13 protein-coding genes are annotated in these 12569 nt (G+C 68.9%); 9 read left to right on the top strand and 4 right to left on the bottom strand.

Annotated features, from left to right (window positions below; genetic code table 11):
* Positions 1–37: 37 nt before the first annotated feature.
* The 4 genes from FHT32_RS33700 to iaaH all read right to left on the bottom strand — a co-directional run bounded on the left by FHT32_RS33700 (position 38) and on the right by iaaH (position 4532).
* The gene (locus FHT32_RS33700) at positions 38–1291 is read right to left on the bottom strand and encodes an acyl-CoA dehydrogenase family protein (protein WP_176668889.1); all 1254 of its coding nucleotides are present in this window, start codon (positions 1289–1291) and stop codon (positions 38–40) included.
* Positions 1292–1412: 121 nt separating this feature from the next.
* On the bottom strand, positions 1413–2570 hold the full coding sequence (locus FHT32_RS33695; RefSeq protein ID WP_176668888.1) for a DSD1 family PLP-dependent enzyme: 1158 nt from the start codon (positions 2568–2570) through the stop codon (positions 1413–1415).
* 132 nt (positions 2571–2702) lie between these two features.
* Complete coding sequence (locus FHT32_RS33690) at positions 2703–3011, bottom strand: hypothetical protein (protein ID WP_176668887.1); 309 nt, start codon at positions 3009–3011, stop codon at positions 2703–2705.
* 78 nt (positions 3012–3089) lie between these two features.
* The gene (gene iaaH / locus FHT32_RS33685; protein ID WP_176668886.1) at positions 3090–4532 is read right to left on the bottom strand and encodes an indoleacetamide hydrolase; all 1443 of its coding nucleotides are present in this window, start codon (positions 4530–4532) and stop codon (positions 3090–3092) included.
* Positions 4533–4670: 138 nt separating this feature from the next.
* Between iaaH and FHT32_RS33680 the strand changes: the two genes are divergently transcribed.
* From FHT32_RS33680 to FHT32_RS33640, 9 genes are all read left to right on the top strand, one after another.
* Positions 4671–5678 carry an ABC transporter substrate-binding protein gene (locus tag FHT32_RS33680; protein ID WP_176668885.1) on the top strand — a complete coding sequence of 336 codons (1008 nt, stop codon included), beginning with the start codon at positions 4671–4673 and terminating at the stop codon, positions 5676–5678.
* An 11-nt stretch (positions 5679–5689) separates the two neighbouring features.
* Entirely contained in the window at positions 5690–6541 is an 852-nt protein-coding gene (locus FHT32_RS33675; protein ID WP_176668884.1) for an ABC transporter ATP-binding protein, read from the top strand.
* The gene (locus FHT32_RS33670; protein ID WP_176668883.1) at positions 6538–7296 is read left to right on the top strand and encodes an ABC transporter permease; all 759 of its coding nucleotides are present in this window, start codon (positions 6538–6540) and stop codon (positions 7294–7296) included. The genes FHT32_RS33675 and FHT32_RS33670 overlap by 4 nt, the downstream gene beginning before the upstream one ends.
* The gene (locus FHT32_RS33665; RefSeq protein ID WP_176668882.1) at positions 7275–8033 is read left to right on the top strand and encodes an ABC transporter permease; all 759 of its coding nucleotides are present in this window, start codon (positions 7275–7277) and stop codon (positions 8031–8033) included. Before FHT32_RS33670 ends, FHT32_RS33665 begins: the two co-directional genes overlap by 22 nt.
* Positions 8033–8803 carry a class II aldolase/adducin family protein gene (locus FHT32_RS33660; protein ID WP_176668881.1) on the top strand — a complete coding sequence of 257 codons (771 nt, stop codon included), beginning with the start codon at positions 8033–8035 and terminating at the stop codon, positions 8801–8803. The genes FHT32_RS33665 and FHT32_RS33660 overlap by 1 nt, the downstream gene beginning before the upstream one ends.
* Positions 8804–8850: 47 nt before the next feature.
* Positions 8851–9690, top strand: a complete 840-nt coding sequence (locus FHT32_RS33655; protein ID WP_176668880.1) for a TauD/TfdA family dioxygenase — start codon at positions 8851–8853, stop codon at positions 9688–9690.
* A gap of 67 nt (positions 9691–9757) precedes the next feature.
* The gene (locus FHT32_RS33650) at positions 9758–10495 is read left to right on the top strand and encodes a GntR family transcriptional regulator (RefSeq protein WP_176668879.1); all 738 of its coding nucleotides are present in this window, start codon (positions 9758–9760) and stop codon (positions 10493–10495) included.
* Between the two features lie 62 nt (positions 10496–10557).
* Positions 10558–11391, top strand: coding sequence for an SDR family oxidoreductase (locus FHT32_RS33645; RefSeq protein ID WP_176668878.1), 834 nt, complete (start codon positions 10558–10560; stop codon positions 11389–11391).
* Positions 11388–12563, top strand: a complete 1176-nt coding sequence (locus tag FHT32_RS33640) for a pyridoxal phosphate-dependent aminotransferase (RefSeq protein WP_176668877.1) — start codon at positions 11388–11390, stop codon at positions 12561–12563. The genes FHT32_RS33645 and FHT32_RS33640 overlap by 4 nt, the downstream gene beginning before the upstream one ends.
* Positions 12564–12569 lie beyond the last annotated feature (6 nt).

The following is a 12569-nucleotide window of genomic DNA, read 5'->3' as shown; positions in this document are numbered from 1 at the left end:
TGATCGCCTGCGCCGCAACTGCCGCCGTCTCAGCCCTTCAAGCGCTTCCCACCGCCCAGTAGAAAGTGGGCCTCACCCCGTTGAGCAGATATTCGCCCACCACGCGCCCCTTGTAGATGGTCGGGTTGTGCGAGGCGAGCGTGCGCGCATTGCGCCAGTGCCGGTCGAGCCGGCGGTCTTCCTGCAGCGCCGAGGCGCCGCCGATGTCGAAAAGCCGCGTGCCCGCCTGCAGCACCGCATCGACGATGCCGGCCTGCGCCTTGGCGGTGTTCAGCTCCACTTCGAACAGCAGGCTCTCGGGCGCGGCCTCGCCGCGCTGAAGGAAGCGGTCGACCTCGCCCAGGCCGCGCGCCACCGCCTGCACCGTCGAGGCCGCGATGAAGGCCGTGCTCGCGAGTTGGCCGACGACCTGCTGCACCAGCGGGTCTTCGCGCGGCGTGTCGCCGCTGCCGTGGCTGTAGATGCGCTTGCGCGGCTGCACGAAGGCCACCGCGTCGCGCACGATGGCGCGCGCGATGCCCGCCAGCGTGGCCAGGTGTATGAGCTGGAAATGTGCGGTCAGCGGCGTGGGCTGGTCGCGCACGTAGAGCAGCACGTTCTCCGGCTTCACGCGCACGTTGCGAAAGCGCGTGGTGCCCGATGCGCTCAGCCGCTGGCCGAGGCCGCGCCAGTCGTCCACGCGCTCCACGCCCTGCGCCTCGGCCGGCACGAGCGCTATCACGCGGTCGCTGCTGCCGTCGTCGTTCAGGCGCTGGGCCGAGACCGAGATCCAGTCGGCGTAGAGCGTGCCGGTGCTGTAGAACTTGTCGCCGTCGAGCCGCCAGGCGTCGCCGTCGCGCCGCAGCGTGGTCTTCAGTTCCCCGAGCGGGCCTTCGCCGAGCTCGGTGGTGGCGTTGCCGAAGATCACCCCCTCGGCCGCCAGGCGCATCCACGGGCCATGCAGGGCGGGGTCGATCTCGGCGAAGAGCCGCTCGATGAAGCCGAAGTGCGCGCGCAGGATCTGCGGCAGGTTGGAGTCGGCCTCGCCGAGTTCGATGAGCAGGTCGTAGAGCTGCTCCACCGATCCGCCCAGGCCGCCGTGCTCGAGCGGCACGCGCAGGGCGCCGAAGCGCTCGGCGTTGAGCCAGGCGACGGGTTCGTAGGCGAGCTCGCGATCGTTCTCGCGCTGCACCGCACCTTCTGCGATGCGCTGGAAGATAGGGCGGAAGCGGGCGGCAAGCTGCTGCGAGGAGGGAGCTTGCACGCCGGGCGCCGGCGATGCGGGCCGCGTCGTTGCTTGGATGGATTCCATGGAGGCGGGGCAGCCCCGGAAGGGCGCCCGGAAAGAAGAAAGGGACAGGCTGCCGACTTTCCCCCGCCGTGCGGCGCTTGTGAAATACGCTTTTCGCGTTTTCTTATGACGGCCCCTTCTGCTATCGCCTGCCGCGCGCGTCCACCGGCCAGATGGCGACCAGCGTGCCGCCCTCGACCACGTGATAGGCGTCGTGCAGGTTGACTGTCGGGTCGCAGTGCGGAGTGACGAACTCCACCCGGGTACCCAGCGTCGGCTTCGGTGCCTGCGAGCCCGGAGGCGGCATCAGCTTGCCGTGCTCGTCGCCGAAGAAGGCGTAGCGGCTCGCGGCGTCCGCGCCCTTGGCCACCAGCGGCACGCCGCTGTCGGTGGAGAAGCACTTGGTGCCGCCGTCCACGGTCACCCAGTCGGCCGCGTTCGTGCTGACCACCGCCGTCTGTACGAAGAGCGAGGTCTCGAAGGGCGAGGGCTGGTCACCGTTTGCCAGCACGCGCGAGTACTCGGCGTCCATGAACACGTACGAGCCCGCCTGCAGTTCGGTGAAGGCGTTCTCCTGCGAATCGAGGTCGTGCGTGCCTGTGCCCGCGCCCGTCACGATGTCGAAGTTCAGGCCCTGCCGCCTTGCGGCCGCCACGATGCCCGCCACGGTCTCGCGCAGCCCGGCTGCCGCGGCGCTGCGCTCGTCGCGCGCCACGATGTGCTGCAGGTTGCCCGCATACGACTGCAGCCCGCGCAGCCGAAGGCGCGGCTCCGCAGCCACCAGCGCGGCCAGCTCGAGCACCTTCGCCTGCGTGGCGCAGCCGGTGCGGTTGTAGCCGGCGCCGTAGTCCACCAGCACGTCGAGCGGGTGCGTGAGCTCGCTCGCGGCGCGTGCCAGGTCGGCCAGGTTCTGCGGGTTGTCGACCACCACCATCACGTCGCCCGGGCGCGCCCGCTGCGCCAGCTTGATGAGTCTTGCGATCTTGCTCGGCGTGACCGCGGGCGAGGTGATGAGCACGCCCGGAATTCCGCCCTGGACCATCACCTCCGCCTCGCCCATCGTCACGCAGCTCACGCCGATGGCGCCCGCCGCCACCTGGCGCCGCGCGATCTCGACCGACTTGTGCGTCTTCACGTGCGGCCGCAGGTTCACGCCGCGTGCCTTGGCGAAGGCGGCCATGCGTTCGATGTTGCGCGTCATCGCGGGCAGGTCGATCAGCAGTGCGGGGGTGTCGAGCAGATGGCGGCCACCGGGAACGCCGATCAGCGGCGCGTTGACTTGCTGCAGGTCTTGGGGCATCGGGGAAAAGCCTTTGTCTCGGTCTTCGTGTTGAGGGCGCCCCGCGCGCGGCATTTCGGCGCGCAGGATTTCGGGGCGAGATGATCGCACCGAATCGCTCTCGGGCTCCCTGGGAGATGCCAGTCCGGGTGGCTAGGCGGGGTGAGAAGGCTCGTGGCGGCTGGGCCGGCGCAGCGCCAGCCACCAGAGCAGCGCGGCATTGGCCGACCAGCTCGCAGCCAGCATCAGCAGCGCCGTGTCGGCCACGCCGGGCGAGAGGCCGAGGGTCAGCAGGCTCAGCGACCACGGCAGCCCACCCGCGATGGCCACGAGCAGGCTCACGTCGCTGTCGGGCGCGACCGCGCTAGCCAGGATGCAGACGACGCCCGTCACCGTGTAGGCGAGGGCGGCGACGCGCCATCCGAAGCGCGAGGGCGGAGGACGTGAGTTTGCAATCGGCATGCTTGAGCATCGCCGATCGTGTGCCATGGCGTGAAGGCCTGTCGCGCGAAGGAGCGTAGTGTTTTTGCGACGAGGGTTTCAGCGGCTTGCCAACTTTTCCACGGCGAGGGCGATTGGCGCCTTCGGCAGCACGGCTTCGATGCCGAGGGCCAGTGCCAGCAGCGCCGGATCGGAGCCTTCCGCGCCGGTGATTTCCAGCCCCGCGGGCAGGCCGTCGAAGGCGAGTCCCATCGGCAGGCTCACCGCCGGTAGGCCCGCCATGCCGGCCGGCCCCGTGTTGCGGATGTAGGCCGCGAACGCACTGGTCGAACGGCCGCACAGCGACACTTCCACGTCCTCGCCGATGCGCGCGGCAGTCAGCGGGCTGGTCGGGAAGACGAGGGCGGCGAGCTCGTGCCGGGCGAAGCAGTCGCGGTATGCCGCCCGCATCCGCGGGCGCAGGGTGTGCAGCGCGTGCGCATAGGCCTCCGGCGCGATGGCCGTGGCGCCGAAGAGGCGTTCGAAAAGCGGCCGCACGTCGGGGCTGACCACCGCGCCGGTGAGCGCGCGTGCGTCGAAGGGGCGATCGTGCCGCGCGAAGTAGGCGGCCAGCGCGGGCAGGATCTCGTGCAGCGAGATCGTCATCGACGCTTCGCGGAAGAGCGCGCCGGCCTCGGCCAGATCGCAGGGCACCAGAACGGCTCCAGCCTCGCGCAGCAGCTCGAGGCGCTCGCGGGCCAGTTGCGCCACGGGCGGATCGAGCTCCTCCCAGAAATAGGCTTCCGGCACGCCGAGGCGCACGCCCGCGAGCGGTGTCGGGCTCACTTGCAGCGGGCCGCCGGCCACCGCGTGGTCGACCAGCACGCAATCGTCGACGCAGCGCGCCATGACGCCGGCGGTGTCGAAGGTGGGCGAGATCGGCACCAGCCCGTCGTCGGGCCAGCGGTGCGTGGTCGGCCGGAAGCCCACCAGGCCGCACAGCGCGGCCGGCACGCGCACCGAGCCGCCCGTGTCGGTGCCGATGGCCGCCGGCGCGGCGCGCAGCCCCAGCAGCGCCGCGTTGCCGCCGCTGGAGCCGCCGGTGATGCGCGCGGCGTCGAACGGATTGCGCGAGGGCCCGAAGCCGTGGTTGTGGCCGGTGACGCCCTGCGACCACTCGTGCAGGTTCGTCTTGCCGAGCACCAGCGCGCCCGCGTCAAGCAGCCGCTGTGTCACGCCGGCGTGGATGCGTGGGCGGTGGTCCGCCATCCACGGGCTGCCGGCCGTGGTCGGCATGCCGGCGACGTCGATGTTGTCCTTGAAGGCGAGCGGCACGCCATATAGAGGCAGCGTTCCCGGCGAGGGGCGAGGGGCGGCGTCGAGTTCGGCGGCCGCGGTGCGGAGGGCTTCGGGGTCAAGGTGGAGCAGGGCGCCGTAGGGGGCGGTGGCATCCGCGCGCTCCAGCAGCGCCTGTGCGTAGTCGGCGGCTCGAAGTTCGCCGCGCGACATCAGCCCGGCAGCCTCGCGAGCGGAAAGATCGGTCAGCGCATGGATTCGGTTCATGAAAGGCTCGAAGTGGGGCAGAAGCTGCACTCGGGTGCATGTTTTGGGCCAATTCACGCTTCCGGCGCCGGAAAACAGGCCAAAACAACATGGCATGGATACTGCTTTAAGAGTTTTTTGTATTCACGAGGCCGTCCAATGTCTTTCAAGTCCTTGCGTATCCTGGCCGCCGTCGCAACGTCGATGGCTCTTCTGGCGGGCATGCCCGCGTCCGCCGCCGAGAAGGTCTCGCTGCGCCTCAAATGGCTGGCGCAGGCGCAGTTCGCCGGTTTCTACGTGGCCAAGGCCAAGGGCTTCTATGACCAGGCCGGGCTCGACCTGACGATCAACCCAGGCGGTCCCAACCTGAACGTCGAGACGCTGGTCGCCTCGGGCAACGACACCTTCGGCCTTGCCGGCGGCACCGAGACCGTGCTGCTCGCCCGCGAGAAGGGCCTGCCGCTGGTGTGCATCGGCGTGACCGTGCAGAACACGCCCTTCACCTACGTGACCTACAAGGATTCCGGCATCACCAAGGTGAAGGATTTCGCCGGCAAGAAGGTCGCGACCTGGTTCACCGGCACGCAGTACACGCTGTACTCGATGCTCGCTTCGGCCGGCGTGAAGCAGAGCGACCTGACCATCGTTCCCCAGTCGGGCTCCATGGCGCCCTTCGTCGAGAAGCAGTTCGACGTAGCTGCGGCCACCTACTACAACGAGCTCAACACGCTGAAGGAGCAGGGCCTGGGCGACAAGCTCACGCTCATCAAGCCCGACGACTACGGCGTGGTGGTGCAGCAGGACACGGTGCTCGTGTCCGAGAAGTACCGCAACGAGAAGCCGCAGCAGGTGCAAGCCTTCCTCACGGCCACCATCAAGGGCTGGAAGTACGCGCTGCAGAACAAGAAGGAAGCCATCGACATCGTCATGGCCGCGGCCCCCAGCCTCAACCGTGCGCACCAGGAAGCCATGCTCGACGAGTTCGAGAAGCTCGTGAAGGCCGGCAAGGGCACCACCGACGGCATCCTCGCCATCGACCTGCCCACCGTCGAGAAGATGCAGACCCAGCTCGTGGGCTACAAGGCGCTGAAGGCGCCGGCGGATCTCTCGAAGGCCTACGACCCCAGCTTCTGGACCCAGGTGCCCATGGCCGACAAGAAGTTCTGAGCCGCCGCGCCATGAAGTTCATGCCTCACGAAGTGATGCCGCCGGTGGCAGCCGACACGGCGCCGCCCATGCTCGAGCTGGTCAACGTTTGGAAGCGCTTCGGCGAAGCGCAGGCGCGCACCGTCGCGGTGTCGGGCGTCAACCTGCGCATCGCCAAGGGCGAGTTCGTCACGCTCGTGGGGCCTTCGGGCTGCGGCAAGTCGACGCTCTTCAACATGATCGCGGGCCTGCTGCCGCCCGACGACGACGGCTCGCTGCTGTTCGGCGGCGCGCCGCAGCGCGACGGCCAGCTGCTGGGCAAGGTGTCGTTCATGCCGCAGCGCGACCTGCTGTTTCCGTGGCGCACCGTGCTGGACAACGCCATCCTCGCGCTCGAGGTGGAGGGCGTGCCGCGCAAGGAGGCGCGCGAGCGCGCCCGAGCCATGCTGCCCGAGTTCGGCCTGGCGGGCTTTGCCAACCACCACCCGCACCAGCTCTCGGGCGGCATGCGCCAGCGCGTGGCCCTGATGCGCACCTTCCTGTTCGAGCGTGACCTGATGCTGCTCGACGAACCCTTCGGCGCGCTCGACGCGCTCACGCGCAGCCGCATGCAGCACTGGCTGCTCGACATCTGGGCGCGCCACCGGCGCACCGTGCTCTTCATCACGCACGACATCGACGAGGCCATCGTGCTGGGCGACCGCGTGCTGGTGATGAGCGCGCGCCCCGGCACGGTGAAGAGCGAGACCGCGATCGACCTGCCGCGCCCGCGCGACCCGTCGGTGGTGCTGACGCCGGAGTTCATCCGCATCAAGCAACGCCTGCTGGCGGAGATCGAGGAAGAAAGCCGCAAGACCTTCGCGCAGGAGGGCACCGCCTCGTGAACGATTTCCTGCAGCGCGCAGTGCGCTCGCCCGCGCTGGCCTTCGTCGGCCTGGCGCTGGTGTGGGAGGTCTGCGTGCATGCCTTCGCGCCGTCGCCGCGCTACCTGCCGGCGCTCAGCGCCATCGCGCAGGACGCATGGTCGGTGTGGCCCCAGCTCGCGCGCGGCTTCGGCCGCACGCTGCTGGAGACCGTGCTCGGCTTCGCGATGGGTGCGCTGTTCGGCTGCGCCTGCGGCACGGTGTTCACCTATTCGCGCTGGATGGAGCGCTCGGTGTTCCCGCTGTTCGTGGTGTCGCAGACGGTGCCGGTGGTGGCCTTCGGCGCGCTCATCGTCATCTGGTTCGGCAACTCGCTGCTGGCCAAGGTGATGACCGCCTTCTTCCTGACCTTCTTCCCGGTGACTGTGAACACGCTGCGCGGGTTGAAGTCGTGCGACCCGCAACGCATCGCGCTGATGAAGAGCTTCGGTGCCGGCCGTTTCGTGATGTTCTTCAAGCTGGCCGTGCCTTCGGCGCTGCCGCAGGTGATGGTCGGGCTGCGCGTGGCCATCGGGCTGAGCCTGATCGGCTCGGTGGTGGGCGAGTGGTTTGGCGAGACCGTGGGCCTGGGCGTGATGCTCATGGAGGCGATGAACGCCGACCTGGTGGTGCGCCTGTGGGTGGTGATGTTCGCCTGCGGGCTGATGGGTGCGCTGCTCTACGGGCTGCTCGCCTTCGTGGAAAGGAGGCTCGTATGGTGGCGCAGCGAAAGCTGATGGCATCGCCTGTAGCGCCGGTGCTGCTGGGCATCGCCGTGCTGCTGGCGGTGTGGGAGGGCGCGATATGGCTCTTCGGCATTCCGCCCTTCGTGCTGCCCAGCCTGGGCACGATCGTGCAGCATGCCTTCACGGACACCGGTCGCCTGACGGGCGCGCTGCTGGCCACGCTGGGCGAGGCGCTCGGCGGTTATGCGCTGGGTGGCCTGCTCGGGCTGCTGCTGGCCGTGGTGCTGCTGCTGGCGCCGCCGCTCGAACGCATCGTGATGCCGCTGGCGGTGGCGGTGAACGCGGTGCCAACGGTCGCCTATGCGCCGCTCTTCCTGATCTGGTTCGGCCTCGGTGCCGCCTCGAAGATCGCGCTGGTGGCGCTGGCGGTCGGCTTCACGATGCTGGTGAATGCGCTGCACGGCCTGAAGCAGGCCGACCTCGCGGCCGTGAACCTGATGCGCAGCTTCGGTGCGGGGCAGCTGAAGATCGTCTGGCGCCTGCGCCTGCCGGTGGCCATGCCCTCGGTGGTCACTGCCCTGCGCATCGGCGTGCCGCGCAGCATGATCGTTGCGATCGTCGGCGAGATGCTGGGTGCCTATGCGGGGCTGGGGCGAATGATCTATGAATCGACGCAGCAGGTCGACCTGCTGAGCGTGTGGTCGGCGGTGCTGGTGGCGTCGCTGGCGAGCATGGTCTTCTACGGCCTGCTCGTGTGGATCGATCAAAAACTGGTCTGGTGGCGATGATGACGAAAGCGAATCCCGCGGCGTACCCCGAGACCGAAGCCGAGCTGCGCGTGCAGCTCGCCGCCTGCTACCGGCTGGTGGCTCACTTCGGCATGGACGACCTGATCTACAACCACATCTCCGCGCGCGTGCCGGGGCCGGAGCATCACTTCCTCATCAACCCCTACGGGCTGTTGTTCTCGGAAGTGACGGCTTCTTCGCTGGTGAAGATCGACCTGGACGGCAACAAGGTGGACGACACCGACGCCGAGGTCAACCGGGCCGGCTTCGTGATCCACAGCGCGATCCACGCGGGGCGCCCCGACGCGCTGTGCGTGCTGCACACGCACTCGGAAGCCGGCACCGCCATCGCCGCCATGCCCAACGGGCTGGCGCCGCTGAGCCAGTTCGCGATGCGCTACCAGGGCCACACCGCCTTCCACGACTACGAGGGCGTGGCGCTGGAGACCGGCGAGCGCGAGCGGCTGGTGCGCGACCTGGGCCCGCACCACACGCTGGTGCTTCGCAACCACGGCATCCTGACCGTGGGGCGCACCATCCCCGAGGCTTTCATCCTCATGTACTACTTCGAGAAGGCAGCCAAGGTGCAACTGCTCGCGCAGGGCGGCGTGGCGCCCGGCGAATCGCTGGTGTACCCGCAGCCCGAGGTGAGCGAACTGGCCGCGCGCCAGTTCACCGAATTCGCGGGCGACATCCTGCCGCCCGGCACGCGCGAATGGCCTGCGTTCCTGCGCATGCTGGAGCGCACCCAGCCCGACTACCGGCTCTGATCGCCGGCAACTTCCTTCCTGTTCATCCCCAGAGACACATCCCGACCATGCAACTCGAGAACCTCACCTCCTTCATCGGCACCGAAGTCAAGGGGCTAGACCTGCGCGAACCCGTGAGCGACGCCGACTTCGCGGTGCTGCGCGACACGCTCAACCAGCGCTCGGTGCTGCTGTTTCGCGGCCAGCACATCAACGAGTCGCAGCACGTGGCCTTCTCGCGCCGCTTCGGGCCGCTGCTGGGCCACGTGCTCACGCAGTTCCTGAAGAAGGAGCACCCGGAGGTCTACGTGCTGTCGAACGTGTCGGAGAACGGCAAGCCCATCGGCAACCACAAGGAGGGCTGGAACTGGCACTCCGACCTCTCTTACAAGGCCGAGCCCTCGATGGGCGCGCTGCTCTACGCGCTGGAGGTGCCGCCGGTGGAAGGCGACACCTTCTTCGCCTCGATGCACGCCGCCTACGAGGCGCTGGACGACGACACGAAGGCGCGCATCCGGCACATGACGGCCACGCACAGCTATGCCAACTACTACGGCAAGGCCTTCGCCGACCGCAACCCGCTCACGCCCGAGCAGCTGGCCGCCACGCCCGACGTGGTGCATCCGCTGGTGCGCACGCACCCCGAGACCGGCCGCCTCTCGCTCTACGTGGGCGAGGACGTGGTCAAGCAGATCGACGGCCTGCCCGCCGACGAGAGCGCGGCGCTGCTGGCCGAGCTGAACGCGCACGCCATCTCGCCGGAGTTCAGCTACCGCCACAAGTGGCTCGCGGGCGACCTGCTGGTGTGGGACAACCGCTGCACCATGCACCGCGCCACGCCCTATGACGACCAGGTCTATCGCCGCGTGATGCACCGCACCACGGTGGCCGGAGACCGCCCGTTCTGAAACCGCCCAGGGCGCGGCGTGTTGGAAATGCACCGACAAAGACAAACACAACAAGGAAGGCAAGAACATGGAACCCGATGAACCCGAGATGACCGCCGACACTTCAGCGCCGCGCGCACGCGAGCGCCAGCGCGGCAAGGGCGCGACGCTGTCAGACGAGCTGAAGGACACGCTGGAGGACCTGATCGTCAGCGGCGTGCTCAAGCCCGGCGCACGGCTCGACGAGGCCGAGCTGGCCGATCGCTTCAAGGTGTCGCGCACGCCGGTTCGCGAGGCGCTGAAAGCGCTGGCCGCCACCGGGCTCGTCGACCTGCGCAGCCGCCAGGGCGGCGTGTGCGTGGCGCGCATCTCGCTGCCCATGCTCATCGAGATGTTCCAGATGATGGCGGTGATGGAAGGCCTGTGCGCCAAGTTCGCCGCGCGTCGCGCCACCGAGGCGCAGAAGCAGCGCATGGGCCAGCTGCACGACGACCTGACGAGCATCCTCGCATCGGGCGATCACTCGCGCTTCTACGACGTGAACCAGGACTTCCACGACGCGCTCTACGAAGCCTCCAACACGCACTACCTCGCCGAGCAGACGCGCGCGCTGCGCAAGCGGGTGCGCGTGTACCGCCGCTACGTGACCTTCCAGCCCGGGCGCATGAGCGCCACCATCGGCGAGCACGGCGCCATCCTCGACGCCATCCGGCGCAACGACCCGGGCGCCGCGTTCAACGCCGCCATCGACCACGTGAGCCTGCTCGAGGACGACATCGTCGACCTGATCGCCGCGCTGTCCGAGCAGGACGCGGGCGTCGCCTGAGGCTTCCGTTCTTCCTTCTTCCATCCCCTTTCCGATCGCATTCCCGCATCCCAGGACAACCCATGAAACTCGAACTCGAAGGCAAGACCGTACTCATCACCGGTGCCTCCAAGGGCATCGGCCTTGCGGCCGCCCACTCGTTCGCGGCCGAAGGCTGCCATCTGCAACTCGCCGCGCGCGACGGCGTCGCCCTCGCAGCGGCCAAGGAGGAGATCGAGAAGCTCCATCCGATCAATGTGCGCATCCACCCGATGGACCTGGCTGCCCCCGGCGCCATGGCGCAACTGGCCGAGGCGGCGGGCCACGTCGACATCCTCGTGAACAACGCGGGCGACATTCCCGCGGGTCCGATCGAGTCGCTCGACTTCGCGGTGGTGCGCCGGGGCTTCCAGCTCAAGGTGCTGGGCTACATGGAGCTCAGCCAGATCTACTACGCGCGCATGAAGGCCGCGGGCGGCGGCGTGATCGTGAACGACATCGGAAACTCCGGCGAGAACTGGGACGCCAACTACATCGCCGGCTCCACCGGCAACGCGGCCGTGATGGCCTTCACGCGCGCGCTCGGCGGCGTGAGCCTGGACGACGGCATCCGCGTGGTGGGCGTGAACCCCGGGCCGGTGGCCACGGACCGCATGGTCAAGCTGATGAAGCGCCGGGCCCTCGACACCCACGGCGACGAAGGCCGTTGGGAAGAGCTGTTCGACAACTACCCAGGCGGACGCCCGGCCACGCCGGAAGAGGTGGCCGAGCTGATGGTGTTCCTGGCCTCGCCGCGCGCGGGCTACATCACCGGCACGGTGGTGACCATCGACGGCGGCATCGCGGCGCGCGGCTCGATCATCAAGACCAGCAAGAAGGCCATGGCGGCCGAGCAGGCGCAAAGGCTCGCGGCATGAACGCGGCCCTGAACCCCGCCGCCGCGGTGCCGGCCGTGACCAGCGATGCGGAGACGCGTAACCGGTACTTCGACCGCCTGTTCACCAACCCCGAGCTGATGTGGCTGGGCCAGAACACCAACCACTTTCCGCTGCACCCTGCCGTGCGCAAGGCGCTGCACGATGCCATCGACGACGAGAGTTTCCACGCCTACGCGCCGCCGCTGGGCATGGAGGCGCTGCGCTCGGCCATCGTGTGCGACCTCGGCGTGCCCGACCAGTCGGCCGTGGTGACCGACGGCGCGGTCTCCGCGCTGGCGCTGGCCTGCCGGGCCTTCTGCGTGGCGGGCAAGGGCTTCGTCACCACCGACCCCGGCTGGAAGTGGCCGCTGCAATTCGCGGCCAAGGCGGGCTCGGCGATCACCGAGATTCCGATCTACGGGCCGGAGCACGGCTTCAAGCTCTCGGCCGAGGCGCTGGCCGCGTCGACCGATGCGAACACCGCCGTCATCTACCTCGTGGACCCGAACAACCCGCTGGGCACCACCTACACCGAGGACGAGATCCGCGCCTTCGCCGAGCGCGCGCGCGAGATCGGCGCCATCCTCATTCACGACTGCACCTACCGCGACTTCGCCGACAGCCACACGCTGGCCTCGCGCTTCTACCCGGAAGGCACCGTGACCATCGTGAGCTTCTCGAAGTGGCTCGGACTCGCGGGCCTGCGCCTCGGCGCGCTGGTGGCTTCGCCGGAACTGCTCGCGCGCATCCTGCCGCACTCGCAGGCGCCGCTGGGCGCGAGCGTGCTGGCGCAGCGCGCGGCCATCGCGGGCCTGTCGGTCAAGGCCGAATGGATGGCCGAGGTGATCGCGCAGCAGCGCGAGAACCAGCGGATGATCGTCGACGCCTTCGCGAAGCTGCCGGGCTTCGAGGTGCCGGTGTTCCCGTCGCAGGCCAACTTCATCGTGGTCGAGTGCAGCAAGGCAGGCGTGACGCCCGAGGCGCTGGTCACCGCGCTCGGCGAGCACGACATCATGGTGCGGCAGGGCACGTACCACACGCCGCGCTTCGGCCATCGCTTCGTGAAGATCTCCACCACCGTGCCCAGGGCGTGGGCGCAGGCGCTGTGCGACGTGCTGCCGCAGGCCGTGGAGCGCGCGCGCAGCCTGCCGGTGACGGCGGCGCTGTTCTGAGGAGTC

The sequence above is a fragment of the Variovorax sp. SG517 genome (assembly GCF_013376045.1).
Classification (GTDB): Bacteria; Pseudomonadota; Gammaproteobacteria; order Burkholderiales; family Burkholderiaceae_C; genus Variovorax.
This window is presented reverse-complemented; position numbering and strand designations above follow the sequence as displayed.

Coding starts and splice junctions, on each gene's coding strand:
- FHT32_RS33700 (WP_176668889.1), bottom strand. CDS start 1,291: ATGGAATCCATCCAAGCAACGACGCGGCCCGCATCGCCGGCGCCCGGC.
- FHT32_RS33665 (WP_176668882.1), top strand. CDS start 7,275: ATGGTGGCGCAGCGAAAGCTGATGGCATCGCCTGTAGCGCCGGTGCTG.
- FHT32_RS33640 (WP_176668877.1), top strand. CDS start 11,388: ATGAACGCGGCCCTGAACCCCGCCGCCGCGGTGCCGGCCGTGACCAGC.
- FHT32_RS33645 (WP_176668878.1), top strand. CDS start 10,558: ATGAAACTCGAACTCGAAGGCAAGACCGTACTCATCACCGGTGCCTCC.
- iaaH (WP_176668886.1), bottom strand. CDS start 4,532: ATGAACCGAATCCATGCGCTGACCGATCTTTCCGCTCGCGAGGCTGCC.
- FHT32_RS33680 (WP_176668885.1), top strand. CDS start 4,671: ATGTCTTTCAAGTCCTTGCGTATCCTGGCCGCCGTCGCAACGTCGATG.
- FHT32_RS33660 (WP_176668881.1), top strand. CDS start 8,033: ATGACGAAAGCGAATCCCGCGGCGTACCCCGAGACCGAAGCCGAGCTG.
- FHT32_RS33650 (WP_176668879.1), top strand. CDS start 9,758: ATGGAACCCGATGAACCCGAGATGACCGCCGACACTTCAGCGCCGCGC.
- FHT32_RS33690 (WP_176668887.1), bottom strand. CDS start 3,011: ATGCCGATTGCAAACTCACGTCCTCCGCCCTCGCGCTTCGGATGGCGC.
- FHT32_RS33695 (WP_176668888.1), bottom strand. CDS start 2,570: ATGCCCCAAGACCTGCAGCAAGTCAACGCGCCGCTGATCGGCGTTCCC.
- FHT32_RS33655 (WP_176668880.1), top strand. CDS start 8,851: ATGCAACTCGAGAACCTCACCTCCTTCATCGGCACCGAAGTCAAGGGG.
- FHT32_RS33675 (WP_176668884.1), top strand. CDS start 5,690: ATGAAGTTCATGCCTCACGAAGTGATGCCGCCGGTGGCAGCCGACACG.